The organism is Enterococcus sp. AZ126 (genome assembly GCF_051714545.1).
GTDB lineage: Bacteria > Bacillota > Bacilli > Lactobacillales > Enterococcaceae > Enterococcus_L.
In genome coordinates, this window is the sequence record NZ_JBIOSB010000001.1 from 1,378,056 (window position 1) to 1,402,371 (window position 24,316).

General features: G+C 36.3%; 27 protein-coding genes and 1 other annotated feature. Of the genes, 4 read left to right on the top strand and 23 right to left on the bottom strand.

Translation table 11 applies throughout. The features are described from left to right. Positions 1–75: 75 nt before the first annotated feature. The 9 genes from IGI43_RS06615 to sfsA all read right to left on the bottom strand — a co-directional run bounded on the left by IGI43_RS06615 (position 76) and on the right by sfsA (position 10,242). Positions 76–396 carry a PTS sugar transporter subunit IIB gene (locus IGI43_RS06615; protein WP_438757030.1) on the bottom strand — a complete coding sequence of 107 codons (321 nt, stop codon included), beginning with the start codon at positions 394–396 and terminating at the stop codon, positions 76–78. Between the two features lie 222 nt (positions 397–618). Beyond that, positions 619–2,016, bottom strand: a complete 1,398-nt coding sequence (locus tag IGI43_RS06620) for a glycoside hydrolase family 1 protein (protein WP_438757031.1) — start codon at positions 2,014–2,016, stop codon at positions 619–621. 193 nt (positions 2,017–2,209) lie between these two features. Further along, entirely contained in the window at positions 2,210–3,502 is a 1,293-nt protein-coding gene (locus IGI43_RS06625; protein ID WP_438757032.1) for a PTS sugar transporter subunit IIC, read from the bottom strand. 106 nt (positions 3,503–3,608) lie between these two features. Then, complete coding sequence (locus IGI43_RS06630) at positions 3,609–3,929, bottom strand: PTS lactose/cellobiose transporter subunit IIA (protein WP_438757033.1); 321 nt, start codon at positions 3,927–3,929, stop codon at positions 3,609–3,611. 36 nt (positions 3,930–3,965) lie between these two features. Next, entirely contained in the window at positions 3,966–4,286 is a 321-nt protein-coding gene (locus IGI43_RS06635; RefSeq protein WP_438757034.1) for a PTS sugar transporter subunit IIB, read from the bottom strand. Positions 4,287–4,435: 149 nt separating this feature from the next. Beyond that, the gene (locus IGI43_RS06640) at positions 4,436–7,150 is read right to left on the bottom strand and encodes a sigma 54-interacting transcriptional regulator (RefSeq protein WP_438757035.1); all 2,715 of its coding nucleotides are present in this window, start codon (positions 7,148–7,150) and stop codon (positions 4,436–4,438) included. Positions 7,151–7,188: 38 nt separating this feature from the next. Continuing rightward, positions 7,189–8,469 (bottom strand): DEAD/DEAH box helicase, encoded by a 1,281-nt coding sequence (locus IGI43_RS06645; protein WP_438757036.1) that lies wholly within the window; start codon positions 8,467–8,469, stop codon positions 7,189–7,191. A gap of 16 nt (positions 8,470–8,485) precedes the next feature. Further along, entirely contained in the window at positions 8,486–9,496 is a 1,011-nt protein-coding gene (locus IGI43_RS06650; protein ID WP_438757037.1) for a Gfo/Idh/MocA family protein, read from the bottom strand. An 8-nt stretch (positions 9,497–9,504) separates the two neighbouring features. After that, entirely contained in the window at positions 9,505–10,242 is a 738-nt protein-coding gene (gene sfsA, locus IGI43_RS06655; protein WP_438758824.1) for a DNA/RNA nuclease SfsA, read from the bottom strand. Positions 10,243–10,462: 220 nt separating this feature from the next. Here sfsA and IGI43_RS06660 point away from each other — a divergent pair, with 220 nt between their 5' ends. Beyond that, positions 10,463–10,861: a DUF4828 domain-containing protein gene (locus IGI43_RS06660; protein ID WP_438757038.1), complete on the top strand. Its 399-nt coding sequence runs from the start codon at positions 10,463–10,465 to the stop codon at positions 10,859–10,861. A 47-nt stretch (positions 10,862–10,908) separates the two neighbouring features. Here the strand turns inward: IGI43_RS06660 and hisE are convergent, their stop codons facing one another. From hisE to hisZ, 9 genes are read right to left on the bottom strand one after another with little or no spacing between them, the layout of a single operon-like run. Further along, entirely contained in the window at positions 10,909–11,220 is a 312-nt protein-coding gene (gene hisE / locus IGI43_RS06665) for a phosphoribosyl-ATP diphosphatase (RefSeq protein ID WP_438757039.1), read from the bottom strand. 22 nt (positions 11,221–11,242) lie between these two features. Then, entirely contained in the window at positions 11,243–11,548 is a 306-nt protein-coding gene (hisI, locus tag IGI43_RS06670; protein ID WP_438757040.1) for a phosphoribosyl-AMP cyclohydrolase, read from the bottom strand. After that, positions 11,545–12,300, bottom strand: a complete 756-nt coding sequence (hisF, locus tag IGI43_RS06675; RefSeq protein WP_438757041.1) for an imidazole glycerol phosphate synthase subunit HisF — start codon at positions 12,298–12,300, stop codon at positions 11,545–11,547. The genes hisI and hisF overlap by 4 nt, the downstream gene beginning before the upstream one ends. Beyond that, positions 12,290–13,015: a 1-(5-phosphoribosyl)-5-[(5-phosphoribosylamino)methylideneamino]imidazole-4-carboxamide isomerase gene (gene hisA, locus IGI43_RS06680; RefSeq protein ID WP_438757042.1), complete on the bottom strand. Its 726-nt coding sequence runs from the start codon at positions 13,013–13,015 to the stop codon at positions 12,290–12,292. The genes hisF and hisA overlap by 11 nt, the downstream gene beginning before the upstream one ends. After that, the gene (hisH, locus tag IGI43_RS06685) at positions 12,993–13,619 is read right to left on the bottom strand and encodes an imidazole glycerol phosphate synthase subunit HisH (protein ID WP_438757043.1); all 627 of its coding nucleotides are present in this window, start codon (positions 13,617–13,619) and stop codon (positions 12,993–12,995) included. Before hisH ends, hisA begins: the two co-directional genes overlap by 23 nt. Further along, positions 13,620–14,204 carry an imidazoleglycerol-phosphate dehydratase HisB gene (gene hisB / locus IGI43_RS06690; protein WP_438757044.1) on the bottom strand — a complete coding sequence of 195 codons (585 nt, stop codon included), beginning with the start codon at positions 14,202–14,204 and terminating at the stop codon, positions 13,620–13,622. 36 nt (positions 14,205–14,240) lie between these two features. Then, positions 14,241–15,521 carry a histidinol dehydrogenase gene (gene hisD, locus IGI43_RS06695; RefSeq protein ID WP_438757045.1) on the bottom strand — a complete coding sequence of 427 codons (1,281 nt, stop codon included), beginning with the start codon at positions 15,519–15,521 and terminating at the stop codon, positions 14,241–14,243. Next, complete coding sequence (hisG, locus tag IGI43_RS06700) at positions 15,518–16,159, bottom strand: ATP phosphoribosyltransferase (protein WP_438757046.1); 642 nt, start codon at positions 16,157–16,159, stop codon at positions 15,518–15,520. The genes hisD and hisG overlap by 4 nt, the downstream gene beginning before the upstream one ends. Next, a complete protein-coding gene (gene hisZ / locus IGI43_RS06705; RefSeq protein WP_438757047.1) occupies positions 16,156–17,346 on the bottom strand; it encodes an ATP phosphoribosyltransferase regulatory subunit in 1,191 nt (396 codons plus the stop codon). The genes hisG and hisZ overlap by 4 nt, the downstream gene beginning before the upstream one ends. Positions 17,347–17,492: 146 nt before the next feature. After that, positions 17,493–17,770, bottom strand: a binding site (T-box leader). Positions 17,771–18,159: 389 nt separating this feature from the next. Between hisZ and IGI43_RS06710 the strand changes: the two genes are divergently transcribed. Continuing rightward, positions 18,160–18,672 (top strand): NUDIX hydrolase, encoded by a 513-nt coding sequence (locus IGI43_RS06710; RefSeq protein ID WP_438757048.1) that lies wholly within the window; start codon positions 18,160–18,162, stop codon positions 18,670–18,672. Positions 18,673–18,795: 123 nt separating this feature from the next. Further along, positions 18,796–19,542, top strand: a complete 747-nt coding sequence (locus IGI43_RS06715; RefSeq protein WP_438757050.1) for a TraX family protein — start codon at positions 18,796–18,798, stop codon at positions 19,540–19,542. A gap of 88 nt (positions 19,543–19,630) precedes the next feature. Here the strand turns inward: IGI43_RS06715 and IGI43_RS06720 are convergent, their stop codons facing one another. The 5 genes from IGI43_RS06720 to IGI43_RS06740 form a co-directional block, all read right to left on the bottom strand. Beyond that, a complete protein-coding gene (locus tag IGI43_RS06720; protein ID WP_438757051.1) occupies positions 19,631–19,993 on the bottom strand; it encodes an MmcQ/YjbR family DNA-binding protein in 363 nt (120 codons plus the stop codon). Positions 19,994–19,997: 4 nt separating this feature from the next. After that, positions 19,998–20,381: a VOC family protein gene (locus IGI43_RS06725; protein ID WP_438757052.1), complete on the bottom strand. Its 384-nt coding sequence runs from the start codon at positions 20,379–20,381 to the stop codon at positions 19,998–20,000. 131 nt (positions 20,382–20,512) lie between these two features. After that, complete coding sequence (locus IGI43_RS06730) at positions 20,513–21,211, bottom strand: DUF6597 domain-containing transcriptional factor (protein ID WP_438757053.1); 699 nt, start codon at positions 21,209–21,211, stop codon at positions 20,513–20,515. 30 nt (positions 21,212–21,241) lie between these two features. Beyond that, on the bottom strand, positions 21,242–22,747 hold the full coding sequence (glpK, locus tag IGI43_RS06735; protein ID WP_438757054.1) for a glycerol kinase GlpK: 1,506 nt from the start codon (positions 22,745–22,747) through the stop codon (positions 21,242–21,244). A 123-nt stretch (positions 22,748–22,870) separates the two neighbouring features. Further along, positions 22,871–23,266 carry a hypothetical protein gene (locus tag IGI43_RS06740; protein WP_438757055.1) on the bottom strand — a complete coding sequence of 132 codons (396 nt, stop codon included), beginning with the start codon at positions 23,264–23,266 and terminating at the stop codon, positions 22,871–22,873. A 342-nt stretch (positions 23,267–23,608) separates the two neighbouring features. On the opposite strand from IGI43_RS06740, the gene IGI43_RS06745 reads away from it, so the two are divergent. Continuing rightward, positions 23,609–24,256, top strand: coding sequence for a metal-dependent transcriptional regulator (locus IGI43_RS06745; protein ID WP_438757056.1), 648 nt, complete (start codon positions 23,609–23,611; stop codon positions 24,254–24,256). Positions 24,257–24,316 lie beyond the last annotated feature (60 nt).

The following is a 24,316-nucleotide window of genomic DNA, read 5'->3' on the forward strand; positions in this document are numbered from 1 at the left end:
ATCGCTTTCAAACTACTCTATAACTTTCCTCGTATAGGCTCAATCTCATGATCGTTTCTAATATTTCTTATTTAGCTATTTTTCCATCAAAGTAATTGCTTGATCTAATACTTTTTCGCCGTTCATCATACCGTAGTCTGACATATTGATTACGTCGAATGGAATTCCTTTAGGTGCTAGTTTTTGTTCGAATTGTGATTTCATAAAACGAACTTGTGGACCTAGCAATAATACGTTTACATCTTTCGCTTCTAAGTTATTATCTGCATCGGATGCCGATACTGCAAAGATATCTGCTTCCATTCCACGATCTTCTGCTGCTTTTTGCATTTTTGTCACTAATAAACTTGTACTCATTCCTGCTGAACAGACTAACATAATTGTTTTTTTAGCCATTTTTGCCACTCCCTTTAATTTTGTTGTATTTACACTTTTATATAAAGCAAGAAGTGTGCCAAAAAATATATAGACCAAACCTTATAATGATAGGGTTTTGGTCTATACAAATTGTGTACACACTACTTTTCAAAACTCTACACACTATTTTTTGTGTGCGCTTTCTTCTTTGTTATAAAGGCATTTTCATTAATTCCTAAAAATTGTTTACTATTTTATTTTCTAGTTAAAACCATTATTTTCCGTTAGTTCTTTGAACCAATAGCCACTTTTCTTGATAGTCCTTTTAGCCTCTTGCTCTAAATCAACGGCAATAAACCCGTAACGATTTTTATAAGCATTCAACCATGACCAATTGTCCATACATGTCCACATATGATAGCCTTGAACGTGGCTTCCTTCTTGAATTGCTTGATGCACCCATTTTAAATGATCTTTTACAAACTCGATTCGATAATCATCTTCGATCATTCCCTCAACATTCACAAAACGCTCTTCACCTTCTACGCCCATACCATTTTCAGAAATGTAACACCGTATGTTGTCATAATTTTCTTTCAAATTCATCAGAGTATCATAAATACCTTTTTCATAAATTTCCCAGCCACGATAGGGGTTCATTTTTTTCCCTGGCATATCGTATACATCATAAAAATCTTCTGGCAATATGCTATTTCCAGCTATTTCTATAGGGGTTTCTTTCGCTTTAACTCTGCGAGGTTGGTAATAATTCACCCCTAAAAGATCGATTGTATTCTCAGCAATCGTTGCTAGATCCTCAGGAGTTGTTTCCGGCATCAAATCCTGTTCTTTGATCCATGCTACAATATCTTCTGGAAAATGGCCTTTTACCGCAGGATCTAAAAAGGAACGATTAAATAACCCATCCACTAAACGAGCAGCCTTAACATCTTCTTCATTTTGAGCGTCTCTAGGATAACTTGGGGTCAAATTAAGTATGATTCCGATTTCTCCTGTTACATTCATAGCCTGATACACTTCGATGGCTTTAGCACTGGCTAAGGCTTCATGATAGGCCACCTGAATACCGTGTTTCAAGTTTACCTCTTCTGGATAATGCCAGCCATATAAGTAACCCCCTTCGACAGGTACGATCGGCTCATTGTGTGTAAACCATTTTTTCACACGATCTCCGAATAATTCAAAACAAGTTTTAGCATAATAAACATAATGATCAACAACCGCACGATTCAGCCAGCCGCCTTCTTTTTGTAGGATCATCGGCATATCAAAATGATACAAGTTCATGAAAGGTTCAATGCCTTGTTCTATCAAGCTATTAATTACATCATTATAGAAATCGACTGCTTTTGAATTAACTTCTCCAGTTTTCGGATCAGGGATCAGTCTACTCCACTGGATAGATGTTCGAAACGAATTATGACCGGTTGCTTTCATTAACTGAATATCTTCATGATATTTTTTATAGAATCGGGACGTTTTATCTGGTCCTACCTCATTAAAAAATTTTTCAGGTTTCTCTTCATACCAAAAATCCCAGATATTTTGTTCTTTTCCATCGCCTGCAAAAACCCCTTCTGTTTGAGGCCCACTAGCAGCGGAACCCCACCAAAAACCTTCTGGAAACTGATAATTCATATTCGTCATCTCCTAAAATAATTTTATTTAAAAATAGATAAAATTCCTCAAAGAGATTGCAGCAAACACAGTTAGCGATCAGACCCAAATAGGTGCTTCTGCTTCCACGACTTATTCGCATTTAGGGTGTGAAACCAAGGTAACTTTTACTTTGGTCCCACACCCATTCTCTTGAGAAAATTTTATCTATTTATTAAGCTTGAATTTTTTCTTCTTGCGCTTGTGCTGCTAATTCTTGTTTTAAGAATTGATCGGTTGCCACTTTAACAAATGGAATATAGATCAACACAGAAATCACCAAGTTCACTGCAGCCAACACACCGCCTGCGATGCTCTTCGTTGCCAAGAATCCACCAATAATCGGCGGTGTTACCCAAGGTGGCATAAAGGTTGCTGCTGGAACCCAACCTATTGAAGTTGCAATATAGGCTGTTGTTACAAGAACCATTGGTGTAATGATAAACGGAATAAACATAATCGGATTCAATACGATCGGTAGTCCAAACATAACTGGTTCATTAATATTAAAAATACCAGGTGCCAAACTTAAGTTTGTAATGACTTTAAATGGTTTATTTTTACGTCCTACTATAAAGATAGCAATCAATAGTCCTAACGTAGCACCTGTTCCACCTAAGTTTACAAATGAATCAAAGAAAGGTTTATTCACAATATAAGGAATTTTTTCTCCTGCTTCTAATGCTTTGATATTTGCATCGATCGCTGGTACATTGATCGTTTGCATCAATGGATCGACCATATTCGCACCATGTAATCCAAAGAACCATAAAAACGGTGTGATAAATGCTAATAGTAACGCAGATGGGTAACTATTTGCTAGTCCCATAAATGGTTTTTGAACAGCTTCGTAGAAGGATACTACGATGTTATCAATCCCAAATCCAAATAAAATTGATGTAATCAAACTAAAGAAACTGATTGTGATCATTGCAGGTAATAATGCTGCAAATGATTTAGCAACTGCTGGTGGAACACCATCCGGCATTTTGATGACTAATTTATCGTTTCCAACTAATCTTTGGAACATTTCTCCTGAAATAAGTGCAATAACTAAAGCAATAAATAATCCTGTAGCATCTGTTCCGCTTAATCCGCCAACTGCAAAGAATGAAGCCACTGAAACTGTTCCTGCTGCAATTCCATCTTTACCGTAAGATTTTACTAAATTATACGCTACTAAAAATGCAACTAAAATTGAAAAAATCGCGAATGTTCCATTCCAAATATTTCCACCGAAACTTTTCCAAATCGGTGCATCATTGACGATCATTGGAAATAATTTATCCATCAATTCTGGAAATCCAGGTATTGGTAAATTGTTAATCAGTACCGCTAATGCTCCTAAAATCATTAATGGCATCGTAACGACAAACGCGTCACGTATTGCTACTAAGTGGCGTTGAGCCGCAATTACTGATGCTTTTGGCATAAAATGCTTTTCCATCCATTGAACAAATCCGTCCATTTCTTATAAATCCCCCTTGACAATATTTATCTAAAAAGCATTGAAGCTCTTCAAATCGATGATTATGACCGTCTAGTTGACTAGACGGTCGATTTTCTTTTTTTTCTTATTCATTATCCATGCGACGATAAAGATCGATGATTTCTTTTGCTAAATCAGTAAACGCGATTGATGTCATTAAGTGATCTTGACTATGAACTGTCAATAACGTTACTTGAATATGGTTCCCTTGTGCTTCTTGTGTCAACATTCCTGTTTGAGAATGGTGTGCTTGAACTAAAGATTCCTCAGCATCAGCAATTTTTTGGTCTGCTAATTCAAAATCTCCCTTTTTCGCTGCAGCAATCGCTTCCATCGCATCGCTTTTAGCGTTACCTCCATACATGATCAATCCCATAATTGCTTCTAAATTTTGTTGCTCTTCCATATCCGAAAACTCCATTCATTTTTTATTCTTATTTGGTTATTTTTCCATCAAAGCAATTGCTTGATCTAATACTTTTTCGCCGTTCATCATACCGTAGTCTGACATATTGATTACGTCGAATGGAATTCCTTTAGGTGCTAGTTTTTGTTCGAACTGTGATTTCATAAAACGAACTTGTGGACCTAGCAATAATACGTTTACATCTTTCGCTTCTAAGTTATTATCTGCATCAGATGCCGATACTGCAAAGATATCTGCTTCCATTCCACGATCTTCTGCTGCTTTTTGCATTTTTGTTACTAATAAACTTGTACTCATCCCTGCTGAACATACTAACATAATTGTTTTTTTAGCCATTTTTGCCACTCCTTTTATTTTTGTTGTATTTACACTTTTATATAAAGCAAGAAGCGTGCCAAAAAATATATAGACCAAAACCTTGTAATGATACGGTTTTGGTCTATACAAATTGTGTACACACTATTGTTTTTAAAATTACACACTAATTACTTTTGTTTGTTTTCTGTACTTAATTTGATTCTATTGTCCAAAAACAGTTGCGTTAAATGTGCGATATCCGACTCGCTAAAGACCATACGGTAGGCTTTTTCGATGACCATCAAATTTGTTCTCGTAACATCTGTTTCTAGACGGTTCTTTTTCATAAATTCTGGAAGCTCTTCAAATTCTTTTGATTTCTCCCCTTTTAAAATAGCCTCTACCAAGAATGCTAAGTGGATCACGATTCCTGCATCAACACCTGGTTCTACAATAATATGCATATCCGTTTGGATTTGATGGACTGTTTTTTGCAGTAAAACGATTAATTTTTGTAATGAATCCACCGCTGTGATCGTTCCACCTAATGATTTCACAATTTTTTCCGTTGGCACTTCATCGCCAGCAATCCGCTTCAAAACATTTAATTTTTCATCATCAAAGATGTCATAGGCTGAAAAGAATGGAATGTTCTGGTATTCTACATCAACAGTTCCAGCTATGGCCTTGATTTCATACTCTTCCATCAAACTATCAATATGTTTTTTAAATGCTTCACGCTCTAAAAACTGCATTTGGATGATTTCTACTTTGTTTTCATCTATTACAGGTAAAATTCGTTGATATAATTTGGCTGCAACGCCTTCACCGGTGAAACAAGTGACAACTACTGCCTTTTTTACATCTTCGCGATTTTGAGGACTCGTACGAAACTGTTCTCTGATAATGCTTTCAAAAGACATTTGGATGTTTTGATAGATATCTTCTAAACTTCGTCCCACACTAGCCATCCGAATCGCTTCTAAAACAATCATCGTACTCGTCATTGTGATTGCTTTCGTCCGGACTCCTGTTTCTTCAAAAATCAGATTTCCAAAAGAATTCAAAGAACCCATATCCGTTAAAAGTAACATACCATTCAATAATTTTTCACGATGACTTAAAACAAATTTCTTTAACTGCTCATACATAGCTTGAACTTCCATTGTAAGTGGCATGTTCATAGCTACGCCTGTTTGTGTTCCAAGTAACTCTTGTGCTGTTTTAAGCATACTTGAAGCAGTGGAATCACCATGCATCAAAACAACTACGCCAACATTATTGGCATGGACTTTTTCAACACTTCCAACATTGATCGATAAAAACATACTGATAAATCCAATTTCATCAAAAGGAATTTCGATATTGTTTTCCTCTTCGATAATGGCAGATAAATCCATCGCTACTTGAAATTCTTTTTTCATTTTCTTTCGGACATTATTTAAGTTAGGATGAATGATGATGTGTCCGTCTTTTACTCGATCAATTGTACTTTGTAAGTGTAAGGCAAAGGCAAAACGGGCTTTTTCGTTATACTTACGCTCTAATCTTTTTTCTGCTATATCATATAAATGATCTGTCAGTTTCCAAATTGGTTCCGGCAATAACTCTTTGTGTACAGGATTTTGCGTCAATTCATCAACATATGTTTGGAAATAGGCATCCATATCGCTTGAGATCAGTTGTTCTAAATTAACGTTTTCTAGCTCATTTGCTGATAAGTTTGCCACTTTTTCTTCGATTTCATTGTAGACTTGCATATCACGGGCTGGATCTTGCGACCAGACAACTTCATTTGTTCCTGGTTCAAAGCTCAAATAATTACTTTTACTATCAACAAATCGATCTAAACGATCAGAAACTTCTTTGATTTTTAATAACCCTTTTTGTACTTGCAAAGGCAAATCTCGTTTTTGGATGACTAAACTAGACTCGTCATGTGTGCGGTAATGGAGAAAAGATTTAGCGCATACAAGTTTTAAATCCCGTTTCACTTGTCCGATATTTCCCTCTGCATCGTATAACATAAATGCAAGGATCGCTTCTCTTTTAATATCGATTCGTTGATTTAAACGGTTTGCTTCTTGCTTGATAAATAAAGAAATGATGTCATAACGTTCGTCTAGTGAACGGGCATCTAATGATGGTAAGGTAATTGCCATTGGAATCCTGCGATTGAATGTTGTTAAGAAACTTTCAGATGATTCTGTCGTCGCTCCAATAATTTGAACGGATGCTTCATAGGTCTGCCCGCTTTCCCCCAATGGTCGATAGATCCCTTTATCAATGAATGTGAAAAGCATTTCTTGACCTTCTGGCGGTAAACGATGAATTTCATCAAGGAAAAGAATCCCTCCATCAGCCTTTGACATCAACCCTGGACTATCTTCATTTGCACCGGTATACGCTCCTTTTTTGACCCCAAAAATATGCCCAAAAAGCAATTGAGGGTTCTGAGCATAATCAGCACAGTTAAAAGAAACAAAAGGAGCATCTGCTGCTAAAGTCTTAGAATCAACTGCAAAATGATACATACATTCAGCAAATAGTGATTTCCCAGTTCCAGTCTCCCCGAAAATAATGGTATGTAAGCCTCGTGGCGGATATAAAATAGCCGCTTTTGCTTGTTGGATACTAACCTTTAATGAATCATTGGCTCCGACCAAGTTATCAAATGTTACCTCACTGGAGCTATCCACATGTACTTTGTCTTCTTCTGTCACAACTGAATAGATAACTGGACGGCCATCACTTTTAAGGATCTTGTGTTCTTTGAACAATTCACTTAAATAACGACTGGCATTACTACGATCGATTGCCAGCTCACTTGCGACATCTGCCGCCGTCATTCCTTGATTCTTTGATTCTAAAACTGCTAAAATCTCGTCTTTTCTAGATCTCATGGATAGCCTCCTTAAATCATGACGTTCTTACATTTTTATTACTCTGTTTTAGACGATTTCCGCCTAGCCCCTTTATTTTTAGTCTTTTTGGGACGATTTTTTGGTTTTGCTGTCTTTTTAGCTGATGGTTGTTTTGTTATCGGTTCTTTTTTAGCTGTCGGACTTGAAGATGTCGTTTTTTCTTCAGTTAAACTTTTTTCTTTTCTGGTCAAGTGGATCGCACCATCGTATAGAAAAATTTCTTGAAAAGATCGATCTATTTTCTTCATTAATCGTTGATAGTCTCTCTTAGTGGCATCATTGACAAATGTAATGACCGAACCTGACGCACCCATTCGGCCAACGCGCCCTGCTCGATGAATATAACTTTCTTCTGATAATGGAACTTCAGCATTCACAACGAAGGGAATTGCTTCAAAATCTAATCCTCTTGCAGCAATATCTGTTGTTAAAAGCATAACTGCTCTTTTTTTAGAGAATTGATCAATGGCTAATTTGCGTAAAGTTTTATTCTGATCTGAGGCTAATCCGACCACATTCAATTTTTCATAAATTAATTTTTCTTCTACTGAACCTAAATCAACGACTTGATTAAAGAAAACCATCGCCCGAAAATTTGGTGTATAAGCTAAACTTCTTAAATACTCACTTTTTTTTCTAGGGGACAGAGCCATGTAATAATGCTGTACAACGCCACCAGACTGATCTTCATCCGTTACATCGATTATTGTCAACTGATCGATTAATTTTTGCGCTTCTTCTACTACTCGATCGGCCGTTGCTGAATAAAAAACTAATTGAAAATCTGTTGGTGCACTTGCTAGGATCTGCTTCGTTAAATTTAATTCTTTTTCATGAAACAGTTGATCGACTTCGTCCATGACAATAGTCTGTAATAAATGGCTTTTTATTTTCTTTGTTTTGATCAATTCTAATACACGACCTGGTGTTCCTACCAAAATTTCTGGTTTCTTTTTTAATTTTTCGATTTGACGACCGACGTTTGCGCCCCCAATCAAGCTTTGGGTCTTCAATTCAAGTAATGCTGACCAATCCCGAACAACTTGGCTGATTTGAACTGCTAATTCTTGTGAAGGTGCCAAAATCAATAACTGACTGCCCTGATTTTTTTCTATATTTAAAAGTAATGGTAATACATAAGCCAACGTTTTACCTGAACCTGTTGGCGAGATACCTAAAACATTTTCTTTTTCCTTTAAAGGCTGAAAACTTTTTTGCTGAATCATTGATGGCTCGCTAAAACCAGAAGCTTGCCAATGTTTTTGCCAAGCTTCTGGTAAATGGTTGATTATTGTCATAATAGTCCTTTCCTCATTAAACCTGTTTATCTTTATCCGCATCAAAAATGATACCGGCACTTTTTCTTAATGTTGTTACAACTTTATTTACATTACGGGATAATTCTACCCATTCTTCGTAACGTAAACCATTAGTTGGGTCATTAGGATTTTCAAGTACATCTGCAAAATCATTGGCTTCTTCGATCATTGGATTTTCTTCCGTTGTAAGTTCAATGATATCAAGTTCTTGATGATTGCGATCATGAAATTCTGCTTTGGAAATTGCATTTACACTATCTAGAATCAACGTTCCACCATCAAAATAAATTTCAGAATCTAAGAAAGAATCCGCGTTTTTTCCAGTCTGTAATGTTACATCAAATAAATCATATCTTAAGATCGCCGTACCAATTCCGTCTACGTCTGTTGGGATTTTTCTTGCAAAATAATGGCTTTCATTTGGCATACCAAACCAACCCACGGCTGCATAAATTAAATACACACCTAGATCTGCCATAGCGCCTCCTGAAAAATGTGGTGAAAAGATATTTGGCTCTTGACCATCAAGTACTTGATCATAACGAGATGAATATTTCATATACGTAAAGTTTGCACCAATAATTTGATTTTTCAAAGGCAATAAATCGCGAATTTTTTTAAAGCTTTTCTCATGAATATTACGGGCTGCTTCAAAAAAGAATACTTTTTGCTGATCTGCTAACGTAATGATTTCTGCCATTTCTTCTGGTGTAGAGAAGGCAGGTTTTTCAACAATAATATTTTTTCCTGCTAAAATCCCTTCTTTCGCTTGTTCAAAATGAAGTGAATTAGGCGAAGCGATATAAACAGTGTCCATATGTTCAATACCAAAAAATGTAGGTAAATCAGTTGCATATTCAACATCACCATATTCTTTACCAAATTTTTGAGCTGTTTCTACTTTTCGTGAATAGACCGCCGTTAAATCATAGCGATTTGTTTCCAATGCTGCCTTGACAAATTGATGACTAATCCAGTTTGTTCCAATTATACCTAAGTGAATCATATTTACCCTCACCTTTCTGAATTTGGCTCTTTAAACGTTTTTGTGACATCAAATGGTATCTGATGTTTTATCGCTATTGTATCAGGGGTAACAGAACAATTGTAGGCAATGACGCTTAATCCTTGTTTTTGCCCTGATAAAATCATTTGTGCTAAAGCTGGTTGCATCACTGTGTGGATCGTTGCTAGTTCAACTTTTTCAAATTGAACAATAAATAACACGTAGCTTTGATAGCCTTCTTTCATCGCACTAATCAACTCTGTCACGTGCTTCAATCCACGCAGTGTTGGGGCGTCAGGAAATGCACCTATTGCATGATTTTCTAAAGTCATTCCTTTTACTTCAACAAAAGCTTGGGTGCCGCTATCCGTTTCCACTAGTATATCAAATTGAGATCGTGCAAAACGTTTTTCTCTTTTTACCGAAAGTATTTCACCTTTTAAGCCCGGTAAAATAATCGTACCCTTTTGGATTGCTTGAGCCGCTAATGTATTTGGAATTTGACTATCGATGTTAAACCAAGCACTCCCTTTTTTGACAGCAATTAGATCATACGCTGTCTTTCTCTTTGGAGAAGGTTGATACGACAACGCAACCTCAACTTCTGGATATAATAGTTCTTTACATCGCCCAGTATTCTTTACGTGAACCGTTACCATTTCACCTGTTTCTTTCAGGCGACACGTTGCAATAAAACGATTAGGTCTATCAATAAAATGTGCTATCTGCACGTTCGGATATGTAATCATTGTAACACCCTTTCATCAAAACAATACCATATTTTGGTTTAAAAAGCATCGTCAAACTTTTTAAACAATACTCTATTTCCATAACAGAAAAATCAAGTGGAACATACACTTAGCCAAAAAATAGTTTTAAGTTCATTAAATTTTTTTATAGGATGAGATTTTCGAATAGTTTGTTTTTTAATTTCGTGCTATCATTGAATTAGAGGAGAATGATAGTATGAAAAAACATTGGTCATTATTTTTGGGTGCATCACTCATTACAGGAATTGCTGGATCATTATTTTTGAAAAAGAAACAGGAAAAGCAGCAGCCTGATATCGACATTCCTAATTTATATAAACGTTATTTAGGTAGTTGGTGGTTCGTGAATAAGCTAAAAGCCACACAACATACTTTAAAAATCGAAGATGATTTACAAATTATTATTGACGGTAAAAATTTAAGCTATATGTTAGTCGAATTGACCAGCAAACGATTAGTAGCTCAAGATGAATATGGGTATCATTTGATCGTTCAATGTCTGAATGGCAAACCTGCTTCTTTATATGATGAAGCAGATGATGCTACTTACGTTTTAGAAGCAACAGATTCTTTAGACTGTCCAACTGAAAATTAAAAGAAGCGATCCCCCGATTTCTATAAAGGGATCGCTTTTTTTGTTTTTTACAGCTCATCAATTTTTTTACGTCCTGTTATTTTACTGAGTTTTCCTTCTCGTTTCTTTAATTCAGTCTCAATTGCTTCTAAAGAAATATCTTTTTCTACTAGCAAAACCAACATATGATAAATCAGATCAGAAGTTTCACTAATCAGTTCTGTTTGATCATTTTTAGCTGCAATAATTACTTCTGTAGCCTCTTCTCCGACTTTTTTTAAAATTTTGTCTAAGCCTTGGTCAAACAAGTAAGTGGTATAAGAACCTTCTTTGGGTTCTTCTTTACGAGCCAATAGTTCTTCATACAGTTTTTCGATCATTCCTTTACCTCCTTTGTATCAATCAAATAATTACATTAAAAAAACAACTATGTTCACCAGTGTGACATGCGTGTCCTGTTTGTTCGACTGTGATTAAGAGTGTATCTTTGTCACAATCAGTGACAATTCTTTTAACTTTTTGACTATTACCACTCGTTTCGCCTTTATTCCATAATTGTTGACGAGAACGGGAATAAAACCAGGTAGTACCTGTTTTAAGTGTTTTTTCATAACTTTGCTCGTTCATATAAGCAAGCATCAAAACTTCATTCGTTTTGTCTTCTATAATAATTGCTGGCAGTAATCCTTTTGTAAAATCGGGTTTCATTGACGTACCTCCATTCCTTTGAGTGCTAATGCTTTTTTCAGATCTGGGATTTTTACTTCTCCATAATGGAAAATACTTGCAGCCAAAGCTGCGCTTACCTTTGTCTGCTCAAAGACTTCTACAATATCAGCTGCACTTCCGCAACCTCCTGATGCTATTACAGGAACATTTACGGCTGTGCTTATTGCTTGATTTAAGGCAAGATCATAACCATTTTTTGTGCCATCCGCGTCCATGCTGGTCAGCAAAATCTCTCCTGCTCCTAAAGATACAGCTTTTTCAGCCCAATCTATCGCATCTAATCCAGTATCTTCACGCCCACCTTTAACAAAAACATGCCAAGAGTCACCCGTTCGCTTCGCATCGATTGCAATAACTATACACTGTGAACCAAATTTTTCAGCACCTTCTCTGATCAATTCTGGTTGTTTTATCGCAGCAGAATTAAGGGAGATTTTATCAGCACCTGCTTGTAGCATTTTTTTTATGTCTGAAACTGTCCGAATACCTCCACCTACTGTCAAAGGAATGAATACTTCTGACGCTGTTCGTTCGACGACTTCGATCATCGTCTCACGATCGTCACTTGTAGCGGTGATATCTAAGAAAACCAGCTCATCAGCACCTTGTTCATTGTACGCTCGTGCTATTTCTACTGGATCTCCAACATCTTGTAGATCAATAAAATTAATCCCTTTGACAACTCGTCCGTCGGTTACATCTAAACATGGAATAATACGTTTAGTCAGCATTTTTTTCTACCTCCAACATGTCTGCTAAAGTGATTGCACCATTATAAAAAGCTTTCCCTACGATTGCACCATATAAACCTAAATCAGCTAATTTTACTAAGTCAGATTTAGTGCTGACGCCGCCAGAAGCAATAATTTGAACATCTGGTACAACGGCTAATAATCTTACGTAATCTTCAAATGTTGGACCAGTCAAGGTTCCATCTTTGGCGATATCTGTATAAATAATTGTCTTGACTCCAATCAATGCCATTTCCTTAGCCATTTGTAAATAGTCTGTTTCACTAACATCCAACCAGCCGCTAATAGCCACTTTCCCATTCTTAGCATCAATACCAACAGCAATTTTCTCCCCATGTTTTCGGACTGCTTCTTTGACTAATTCTGGATTTCTCAAAGCTGCTGAACCGATAATGATCCGATCGATTCCAAGCGCCACATACTCATCTATTTGCTCCAATGTGCGAATGCCTCCGCCAACTTCGATTTTTAAGCCAGTCGACTGTTTCATCTGCTCGATCAACTCTGCATTGGACGCTTCTCCCATCAACGCGCCATCTAAATCAACGACGTGCATCATCTGAATACCGGCCTCTTTAAATTCCTTTGCTTGTGCCACTGGATCATTGTTGACAATCGTTTTTTGCAGAAAGTCACCTTGAATCAATCGAACTGCTTTTCCTTCTCTAATATCAATCGCTGGTAAAACGTGCATGCTCCACCGCCTCCTTAAATCCTCTTAATAGTTTCAAACCGGTTTCACTACTTTTTTCAGGATGAAACTGCGTTCCGTAAATAGTTCCTTTTGAGATCATTGCGGGTATTTTAATAGAATACTGTGCAAGCGCATCAATCACATCAGGTGCACAATCCACATAATAAGAATGGACAAAATAGACATACTCTCCATCTATAGCCTTCGTTAGTGGTGTTTCATTTGTTACGAGTAGTTGGTTCCAGCCCATATGAGGAACGGGTAAATCAGGATCATCCGGTAATTTTTCACAAATCCCTTCAATTAAGCCTAAACCTTCTGTAAAGCCATTTTCCATACTCCCTTCTAAAAGTAATTGCATCCCTAGACAAACCCCTAAAATGGGCGTCCCTTTTTGAGCTATTTCTTGGATGACCTTGACTAAGCCACGTTTATTTAATTCTTTCATCGCTAAGGAAAAAGCCCCTACACCTGGTAGAATAACTCCATCTGCCGCTCGAATTTCCGTAGGATCAGCCGAAATTTTATTTGTTAAACCTACATAATCTAATGCCTTTTGGACATTGCGAGTATTTCCAGTATCATAATCAATGATAATAATCATCTACAGAATTCCTTTCGTGGAATTGACCCCTTGAATCAATGGATTTTCAGTAATAGCTTCTCTCAGCGCTCGTCCCGTTGCTTTAAACAATGCTTCTATTTTATGATGGGTATTTTTCCCATGTAAAATCTTTAAATGAAGATTCATTTGTGCGTTAAACGCAAATGCTTGAAAAAATTCTTCTGTCAATTCTGTGTCAAAATCACCAAGCTTGGGATTATCAAATGCTGCATCAAAAACTAAATAAGATCGACCACTTAAATCAAGTGAAGCCATCCCCAAAGATTCGTCCATTGGCACAAAACTAGTCCCATATCGATTGATTCCGACTTTATCCCCTAAAGCTTCTCGAATACATTGACCTAACACGATTCCAACATCTTCCACCGTATGATGACTGTCTACTTGTAAATCACCCTCAACTTTTACTTCCAACGAAATACGACTGTGACGCGCAAATAAAATCAGCATATGATCAAAAAAACCAACTCCTGTTTCAATCGTGACTGGCTCTTGTCGATCTAAATCAATGCTTAATTCAATGATTGTTTCTGCCGTTTTTCTTTTTAAAGTGGCTGTTCTCATTATTTTCCCTCCTGTAAAAAAATCTATTTTATAACACTAGTCAAAACGACATTCAACTGCTCTAGCATGTGCTTCTAGTCCTTCTTTTCTTGCTAAAAGAGCGATCGACTCTTTCGCATCTGCCAAGGCTTCTTTTGTATAATAGGTTACTTGACTATACTTCACAAAATCATAAACGCCCAATGGTGAATAAAATTTTGCCGTGCCACTTGTCGGCAATACATGATTCGTTCCTGAAAAATAATCTCCTACAGGTTCTGACGCATACTCGCCCAAAAAAATCGATCCAGCGTTTTTTATTTCATGTAGATAACTGATTGGATTAGCCATTTGTACTTCTAAATGCTCTGGAGCAATCTCATTCATGATTGTAAACATTGCGTCAACTGTTGAGGCGATGATGATCAGTCCATGGTTTTCAATGGCTTTTTCTGCGATTTCTTTACGCGGTAAAGTTTGTAATTGTTGATAAATTTCTTTTTCGACTTGCTCTGCAAGTTTAGCTGAAGTGGTCACTAATATCACTCTAGCAAGTGTATCATGTTCAGCTTGAGACAATAGATCAGCTGCGATATAAGTCGGATCAGCTGCATCATCTGCTAAAATCCCAATCTCAGAAGGCCCTGCGATCATATCGATCCCTACTGAACCAAATACTTGTTTTTTAGCTGTTGCCACATAAATATTTCCTGGTCCCACAATCTTGTCTACTTTTGGCACAGTTTCAGTGCCATAGGCAAGTGCTGCAATGCCTTGCGCTCCACCTATCTGAAAAATTTTATCCACTCCTGCAATTTTTGCAGCTGCCAATATTACATCTGGTATACCATTGATAGAAGGTGGTGTGACCATAACAATTTCTCTAACACCAGCGATTTTTGCCGGCAGAACATTCATCAAGACAGAAGAGGGATAGGCTGCTGTCCCACCTGGTACATAAACACCCACACGAGCCAATGGTAACACCAGCTGTCCACGTAACACACCTAATTTTTCCGTATCCATAAAATCATATTGTTTTTGTTTTTCATGATAACTGACAATGTTTTCCTTTGCTTTCTCTAAAGCTTTGATGACTTCTTTTTCTACGCGTTGGTATCCTAAATCGATTGTTTCTTTCGAGAGTGATAACTCGTGTAATTTAACTTGATCGAATTTTTCAGAATAGTCTTTTAACGCTTGATCCCCATTTTCGATCACTTGTTGAATAATCTTACGAACTTGTTCTTCTACTTGCTGATTGTCTTCTTGGGTCACTTGAGCACTAGCTTCTATAGCTTTTAAGATCTCAGACGTTTCTCCTGTCAACCATTTCATGTGTCTTCTCCCCTTTCAATCACAGACTCTAATTCATCAAACAGTTGAAATATTGCTTGACGTTTTCTTTTTAACCTCGCTTTATTTACAATTACTCGCGCTGAAATGGAACAAATATCTTCAAAAATTTCTAAACCATTTTCTTTCAAAGTTGTTCCTGTTTCCACAATATCGACAATTGCATCCGCCAACCCTAAAACAGGAGCAATTTCCACAGATCCTTCAATTTTGATAATTTCTACATCTTCACCTTTTTTACGAAAATGTTCTGATGCAACGGTTGGGTACTTTGTTGCAATTCGTTTTCTTTTATAATCATCTGGCTGATAATTTTCTGTGGAAGCAACCGAAAATTTACATACGCCAATCTTCAGATCAAGCATTTCATAATAGCCAAAAGGATGCTCAATCAGTACGTCTTTTCCTACGATTCCAAGGTCAGCCACACCATGCCGCACATACGTTGTCACATCAGCAGCCTTTACCAAAAGAAATGTAAACCGATGATCCGGACTAGTAAAAATCAGTTTTCGCTGCTTATCCTGCATAAATGAAACATCAATGCCCGCTTGTTCAAATAGTGCTAATGTTTGTTTTTCTAAGCGTCCTTTCGTCAATGCAATGGTCAATTGAGTCATGTTTTATCCCCTACCTTTATCACACGTCTTTTATCTTGTGTTACCTCGATAATCTGCTGATAATGCCATTTTTCTGCATACGCCAAGGCTTCTCCCACTGTTTCAAATAAGGACAATTGATAATCAGCATTCTCTTTTACAAGCGATTCTGCTTTTGCCAAGTCCGCTAAGGTACTATGAACCAGTGTCGAGGGCTGATCTAAATAAGCGAGTTTATTGAGCTGATATTGTAAAGTCACCAGCGTATCTAAATTGATTCCTAATCCCACAGCTGGAATCATTGGATGACCAAATTGTTCCACCAAATGATCATATCGTCCACCTCGTAAAAAAATATCTGGAACTAAATCGGCATAGCCACTGAATAAAACACCTGTATAATAATCCATCAGAGCTACTAAGCCTAAGTCTACCGTCAAAGAAACATCTTGATGGTATGTCTTTATGCTATTTATTAGCGTCTCTAATTCATCAATAATTTTCATGATATGCGCGTCATTTGGCAATAATGCTTTTGCCTGTGGTAATACTTCATCCGCTTCACCAAATAGCCTTGGAATCGCACAAATAAAATCATCTAATTCACTTGGATATTTCGCTACAAATCGTTTGAGATCCGTCAAGCTTTTATTATTAAAATAGAGTTGTAGTTCTACTTTTTCTGCGTTAGTTAGTCCTAGTGATGACACAATGAGTCGGAAAATTTGTGCATGTCCTAATTCAAAATGAAAGTTAGGTATATTCAGTGCATCTAAAATTTCAACCGCACACGTGATACATTCGACTTCTGCTTTTAAAGAAGAGTAACCGATCAATTCAATTCCAGCTTGAGTCAGTTCATTTTGTTCTCCTAACATATCATCGTTTGAGCGAAAGACTTTTCCACTATAAGATAATTTAAGTGGCGGTTGAATTCCCGTTGTTGCAATCACACGGCCGATTGGCATCGTCATATCAGGACGTAATACAAGCAACCGTCCCTGTTTATCAAAAAAACGATACAATTCTTTTTCATTTTTGTCTTCACTGTAAAAAACATCTTCAAACTCTATAACTGGCGTATCGATTCGTTGATAGCCTCTTTTATTGACAATAGAATTGACTTGCTTTTCTAACTGATAGGCACCATTTGCTTCTCTAAATAACTTATCTTTTGTTCCTGATGGTAAACTCCGATTCCATTTCATTAGGTTCCCTCCTTGGGTTTTACTAACAACATCACAATTTGACACATTTTGTACTTTTACTCACTATCTTTCAAAGAAGGAGCGTAATGCAATCCGTTCCGTTCTAATTAAAAAAAGAATAAAAAACGTCCCCTTGGCAAATAAGCCAAGAGGACGAGAAATTTTTTCACGTGGTCCCACCTCAGATTTACTTTTACTTCGCAGTAAAAGCCTCTGTTAGTTAGATAAACTAAGGAGTGATAACGGGCTCTCCGATTTTTCCTACTACTATTTAGAATACGAACATAAACTTCGTTACACTAAAGATCGTATTTCAGAAAAACAACTTACAGGCGTGTTCAATGACGACTCATTATTTCCTTGCAGCTACCGGAAACTCTCTAAAATAAATCAGTTCATTTACTATTCTGATCATCGTTCTTTCATTTAATTCTCATATATTTCTAAATAACTTATCATGAAATAGACATTTAGTCAATAGTTTTCATAGGAAATTTGATACATCTATCTGATTACTTACTACTTTTCTCTTGGAAACACTCGTGGCTGACGTATTGTTAGATTTTGACTCTGCACTATTGTTCATCGTGCATCCACCCATCAACAGCAAAAATATCCCATAAAATAATAGTATCTTTTTCTCCTTTATTATTTAGTTGACCAACCTATGCAAGCTCAGCGTAACTCCGCACTAAAGAGAATAGATGCAAATTTAATTCCGTTTGATAAGATAATGTAAAATATGTTACAATCCAACTTCTGTCATTTCCATTTTTTTCATGTCAACTATTATATTAAAGGGGGTAATTTTAGATGGAATACATGGATATTTATACTTCAACAAAAAAGAAAACTGGAAAAAAACAGCTGCGTGACAGTCCATTTTCTAATAATCACTATCGCTTTGTCGTCACAGTACTCATCTTTAATCGTTCTGATGAATTACTGATACAAAAACGACAATCTACCAAAAAATCATGGGCAAACTGGTGGGATTATACTGCTAGTGGTGCTGTTATACAAGGAGAAGAATTATACCAAGCGGCTGAACGTGAACTGCAAGAAGAGACTGGGATACTCATCGATTTAAGCGATATACCTAGTCGTTTGACTGTCTCATTCGAAGAAGGTTGGGATGAGATTTATGTTGTTTCAAAAGATATAAAACTGGAAGAATTGCATTTACAAAAAGAAGAAGTCAGTGAAATGAAATGGATAACTGAAGAAGAATATTTTAACCTGCTAGCTCAAAATGAATTCATTCCATATATTTACGCAAAATCGGTTTTTGATTTTTATCGTAGCAAAAGTGAATATCTCGATTAACTAATCACCTTACCACTTACTCTCACTTTTGTAAGGCATTTGTTCGTTGAATCCCACGCCAAAAAGCGTTATTTTTTTTATACTGTAAAAAGTGACAAAAATAACACTTACTAGGAGAATGAAATGAACGGAAATCTATTAAAATTAATGATGATGGGCTTGATGCTACTTGATCATCTTGTTCCATTGTTACCACCACAATTTAGGGTACCAATTCACATGGTAACACGCTGTGTTGCTGTATTCTTTGCTTTTATGGCAGTTGAAGGGGTCCATTATACAAAAAATCGAAAAAACTATCTGCTTCGTCTTTACGGCTGGGCCACAATCATGTTTATCGGTAATACATTGCTCAACACACTGATCATCAAAGATCCGATGTATTTTTCATACAACAATATTTTTCTAACGCTTGCTGTTGGTGTGACTATTTTATTGCTGATTGATTTTTCAAAAAATGTGAAAAAACCTTTCTTTAAAATTTCAACAATTATTCTAGCAATCATTTTGATATTAGCCGTTTTACTTGGTTTGATACCTACTGAAGGAGGATTTGTTGTTATTCCATTTATGTTGTTGAGTTATTTCTTCAGAGACAATGCTAAAAAGCGAGACATTTCCTATCTGATTTTTGCTATTTTTTTGCTTATAATGCCTATTCTTGGATTATCTAACTATTCTTTCGAAGCAATCAAATTGCAACTTGAGGGTAACCCTGAGTTTTTATTTATTACGGTACTTCCTTTTATCCATTTATATAATGGTAAAAGAGGAAGTGCTAATCCATTCTTTAAATATTTATTTTATGTATTTTATCCAGCACATTTGTGGATCATCACCTTGCTTAATTTTTATCTACACCAAGGTTAATTCGAGAAAAATGAAGTTGGGACAGAAGCGTTTATTTCAGAAAGAGTTGCTTCTGTTCCCACCGTTTATTCGGATTCCTTGAGGCTAATCAACTATACTTCATTTGTATTTTTTTCGGTAATTTTTTTAATACTAGTTCATACGATCTTTTTAAGAAAACAGCTAACTGTTCGTCTGTAAATGATGAATTTTCTAATAAAAAAGAATTCCAATGTGTTTTATTTGCATAATAGCCTGGAACTACGTCCGAATATTGCTCGCGTAATAATTCATTTTCTTCTGGATCCCCTTTGACTGTCATCACCAAATCACCCGTTTTATTTGTTCCAAGCATACAAAAACATTTCTTTTCGACCCCAAAATAATCGCAATCCCAATCTTCCCGATATTCAACTGTTGCTCCTGGCCATTTTTTTGCTTCATTTTTTAAATACTGGACTTTATCGTTCATCCCTTTATCCTTTCTGCTCATTACAAAATAAACTCAACAAATTCCCATCTGGATCTTTGATGATTGCATAATACTGTCCCCAAAATGCGTGCCACGGTTCTCGAAAAATCTCATAGCCAAAGCCTTTCATTTTTTCACATACTTGATCGATTTCTACAGGAGAATCACATAGAAAAGCCAATTCAATTTTATCACCGTCACTTTTTGGTAGATAGCCATAAATTCCTTCAATCATTTTTTTTGTATTTAATGAAATGCGTATTCCTTCATTATTTAGCTCTACATACGCAGCATTTTTTTCTCCTGCAGCTTTAAATCCTAAACGTTCGTAGAACAAAATTGCTTGGTCCATCGACTCAACAATGATTCCGATCATATCCAATTTCATCGTGATGCCCTCCATTCTTTTTCTCTATTATACTCAGCTGTTCAATTCTTGTCTTGTAAAATTCCGACATGCCGACGAATTGCTTGAGGTGTTAATCCCGTCATTTTTTTTAATTTCCGAGTATAATGAGCTTAGTCAAAAAATCCATATTTTAAGGCTAAATCCAGATGATTGACCGTTGGCTGACTGATCAGTTCCCAGTAGCGTAGGACATCGAATGCTTCATAGGGAGAAAGACCCGTTTCTTCTCTAAATAGTCGTTGTAAACTTCGCTCAGATAAAGAATTGTTACTTGTGTATTCGGCATATGTAGCCACATGATGATGATTTTCAATAAACGTTTGAATGGGTACTGAAACTTTTTTAGAAGACAAACGATTCAAACGTTCTAAAAAATAGTTATTTGCACTCTCAATAAATGCACTAAGAGAATTTTTCCCAGAAAGTTTATCCATCAAATCAACGGCCATTCTTTTTTCTAGTAACGTTAAGTCAAACGACTGATCCTTCAACCCTTTAAACGATTGATCAAAAAAAGGATACATACCACCCAAATAATATCGGATTCCAAAATAAATCGTCGGCTGTTTTGAATAAGAATAAAAAAACCGTGTACTCGGACCGTAAATATCAATTCTCAAAATAGCTAATTCAGGACTTAATTGAATGATTACATCTGAGCATAAATCTGGAATAATTCTGCTGGGTGCAGCTGAGGGTGCTACGTAACTATACCAAAAAGATTGTATATATGAACGCAAACGTAAATCAGGAGCAAATTCTTGGTAATTAGTTTCACAGTCTTGCCAAACTTTGGGTCGATAGTCCATTCTCTTCCTCCTTACTTCACTTATTGAGAGTCAGTCTGTACTTTTAAAAGCCATCGTGGCGTATACTGCTCTTTTCCAGCCGCTATATAATGCATGTCTCTTTTCATCGCTGATTTGAGGCTCAAAGTGCTTTCCGTGATGTATAAATGCTTTTATCTCAGACAAGTCTTTCCAAAAACCAACGGCTAAGCCAGCTAAATAGGCTACACCTAAAGCTGTTGTTTCAGAAAAGTCTGCTGCTTCAACTGGTTTATTGATGATATCAGCTTGAAATTGCATCAACAGATCATTTTTTGACGCGCCACCATCTGCTCTTAATAATTTGATATCAATTTTAGAATCATTTTCCATCGTTTTGATCACATCTGCAGTTTGATAGGCAATCGATTCTAGTGTCGCGCGAATCAGATGTTCCTTTGTTGTTCCTCTTGTTAAACCAAAGACTGCGCCCCTAGCATCTTGATCCCAATACGGCGCTCCAAGACCAGTAAATGCTGGTACTACATAAACACCATCCGAATCGACGACTTGGTTTGCTAGACCTTCTGACTCTTCTGCGTTTTCGATTAGTTTTAACCCATCTCGCAACCACTGAACAGCTGATCCAGCGACAAAAATACTGCCTTCTAAAGCATAATTGATTTTACCATCTAGGCCATAACCAATTGTTGTCAATAACCCGTTCTCAGACAAAATAGCTTGTTCTCCTGTGTTCATTACAATGAATGCGCCTGTGCCATACGTATTTTTGACCATTCCTTTTTCAAAAGCAGCCTGACCAAAAAGCGCAGCTTGCTGATCACCTGCCATTGCCGCAATCGGAATATTCTCTCCGTAAAAATGATAGTCTTCAGTAAATCCATATATCTCTGCATTTGAGCAAACTTCTGGCAACATTATTCGAGGAATAGCCAAAACATCTAAAATTTCCTGATCCCAATCCAATGAATGGATATTAAACAACATCGTCCGACTGGCATTGGTGTAGTCTGTCTTATGAACTTTGCCACCAGTTAATTTCCATAACAACCAGGTATCGATCGTACCGAACAATAATTGCCCCGTTTGGGCTTTTTCTTTAGCACCCGCAACATGTTCCAGCAACCATTTGACCTTAGTTGCAGAAAAATAAGAATCGATGATCAGCCCCGTTCGTTTTTGAATAAAATCTTGATGACCTTTTTCCTTCAGTTCATTGGCTATTTCATTTGTTTGCTTTGATTGCCAAACGATGGCACGATGAATTGGTTCGCCTGTATATTTATCCCAAACAACCGTTGTTTCACGCTGATTTGTAATCCCAATTGCTTTGATTTGAATTGGCTTTAGTTTTGACTCGATCAGTACATCTGCGATAACAGATTGGACAGAACTCCAAATCTCGTTCGCATCGTGTTCCACCCAGCCGGGATTTGGAAAATATTGGGTAAATTCTTTTTGTGCTTTAGCAATTTCTTGGCCTTCATGATTAAAAATAATCGCTCTTGAACTCGTTGTTCCTTGATCTATTGATAAAATATAGTGGGTTTGTTTCACGTCTTGTTCGCTCCTTGAAAATGATACTTTTATTATAATGCAAAGTACTATCAAAAGTCTTCTTCTGAACTTAAATAAAAAGCATACTAAGACGTCTAGCGTCACAGCATGCTTTTGATAGATTTATAACATTATTTTGTTCGCATTATATCTTAACTCTGACAAATATAAATTGGTTGTCTTTGAATAAATCAATTTGTAGAGAAGGATGAATCTAAGGAGTAGCGGGTAAAAAGTTGCTGGATCAAAATCGAACATCAGAAAAATCCCATTAATGACTGTGATAGCCAGTAAAACTTTACTTAAATGATACCCCCAAATACTTCCTCTAATCAATAATACACCGACACTGATAGAAAAGAGTACACTAAGTAAACTGAACCACATAAATATACCTAAAATAGCATAAATATCGTCAAAACCAAATTTCACACTCAATTTCAGTAAATTAAATAGTCCCATCAGTGGCACGACAATTAAAAAACAACCAAAACCTTTCCATATTCCTGGTACTTTCATTCTAAAACCCCTTTATTTTTTCTTACTTATTAGTTTAAAGATTATTTAAAAAATAAGCAATAGTTATTTTGTTGTATTTAAGCTAAAAAGCCTTTTTTAGCGATTTAGAAATTCTAATTTTATTTTAACAATTTATTTTAGACTAACATAGATTTCCTGATTTTATCATACGTTTTAAAGTCATACTTCCCAGAAAACGTTATCAATTGTACGTTTGTTTGCCTAATTCAAGTTCAGAAAATAAAACAGCCATTTTTTTTAAGATTAACAAATTATTAAATGGTCAAAAAAACAATTTTCTGATAAACTTATCTTGATGGCTTCTTTGAAAGGATGAACTATATGACCCCGAATCGTGAAGACTACCTAAAACTGATTTTTGAATTAGGTGGCGATGAAAATAAAATCAACAATAAACAAATCGTTTCTGGCTTAGATGTCTCCGCTGCATCTGTCAGCGAGATGATTTCAAAGTTGGTAAAAGAAAAACTGGTTGAACATTCACCTTATCAAGGCGTTCAGCTAACAGAAGTAGGGTTAAAAAAAGCAAGTACACTCATTCGCAAACATCGATTATGGGAAGTATTTTTAGTTGAACATTTAAACTACTCATGGAATGAAGTTCATGATGAAGCTGAAGTTTTAGAACACGTTACCTCTCAAACATTAGCAAATCGATTGTCTGACTATTTGAATAAACCCAACTTTTGTCCTCATGGTGGGGTTATACCTGATGATGATCAACCTGTACATGAAGAAAAACGCCAAACCTTAACTGACTATCCTGTTGGAACTAAGATTCGTATTGCTCGTGTACTAGATGAAAAAGAATTACTAGATTATCTAGTCTCGATCGATCTGCAAATCCATGAAGAATACACTATTGATGAAATTGCCGCTTATGAAGGACCAATCAGTATCAGTAGTGAAAACAAAAAGTTAGCAATCAGCTATAAAGCAGCAAGTACGATTTTTGTTGATATCTTATAAGAAATGAAAAGGCAGGTACAAATATTTTGTTCCAGCCTCCACTAAGAAAGCGGGGAAATG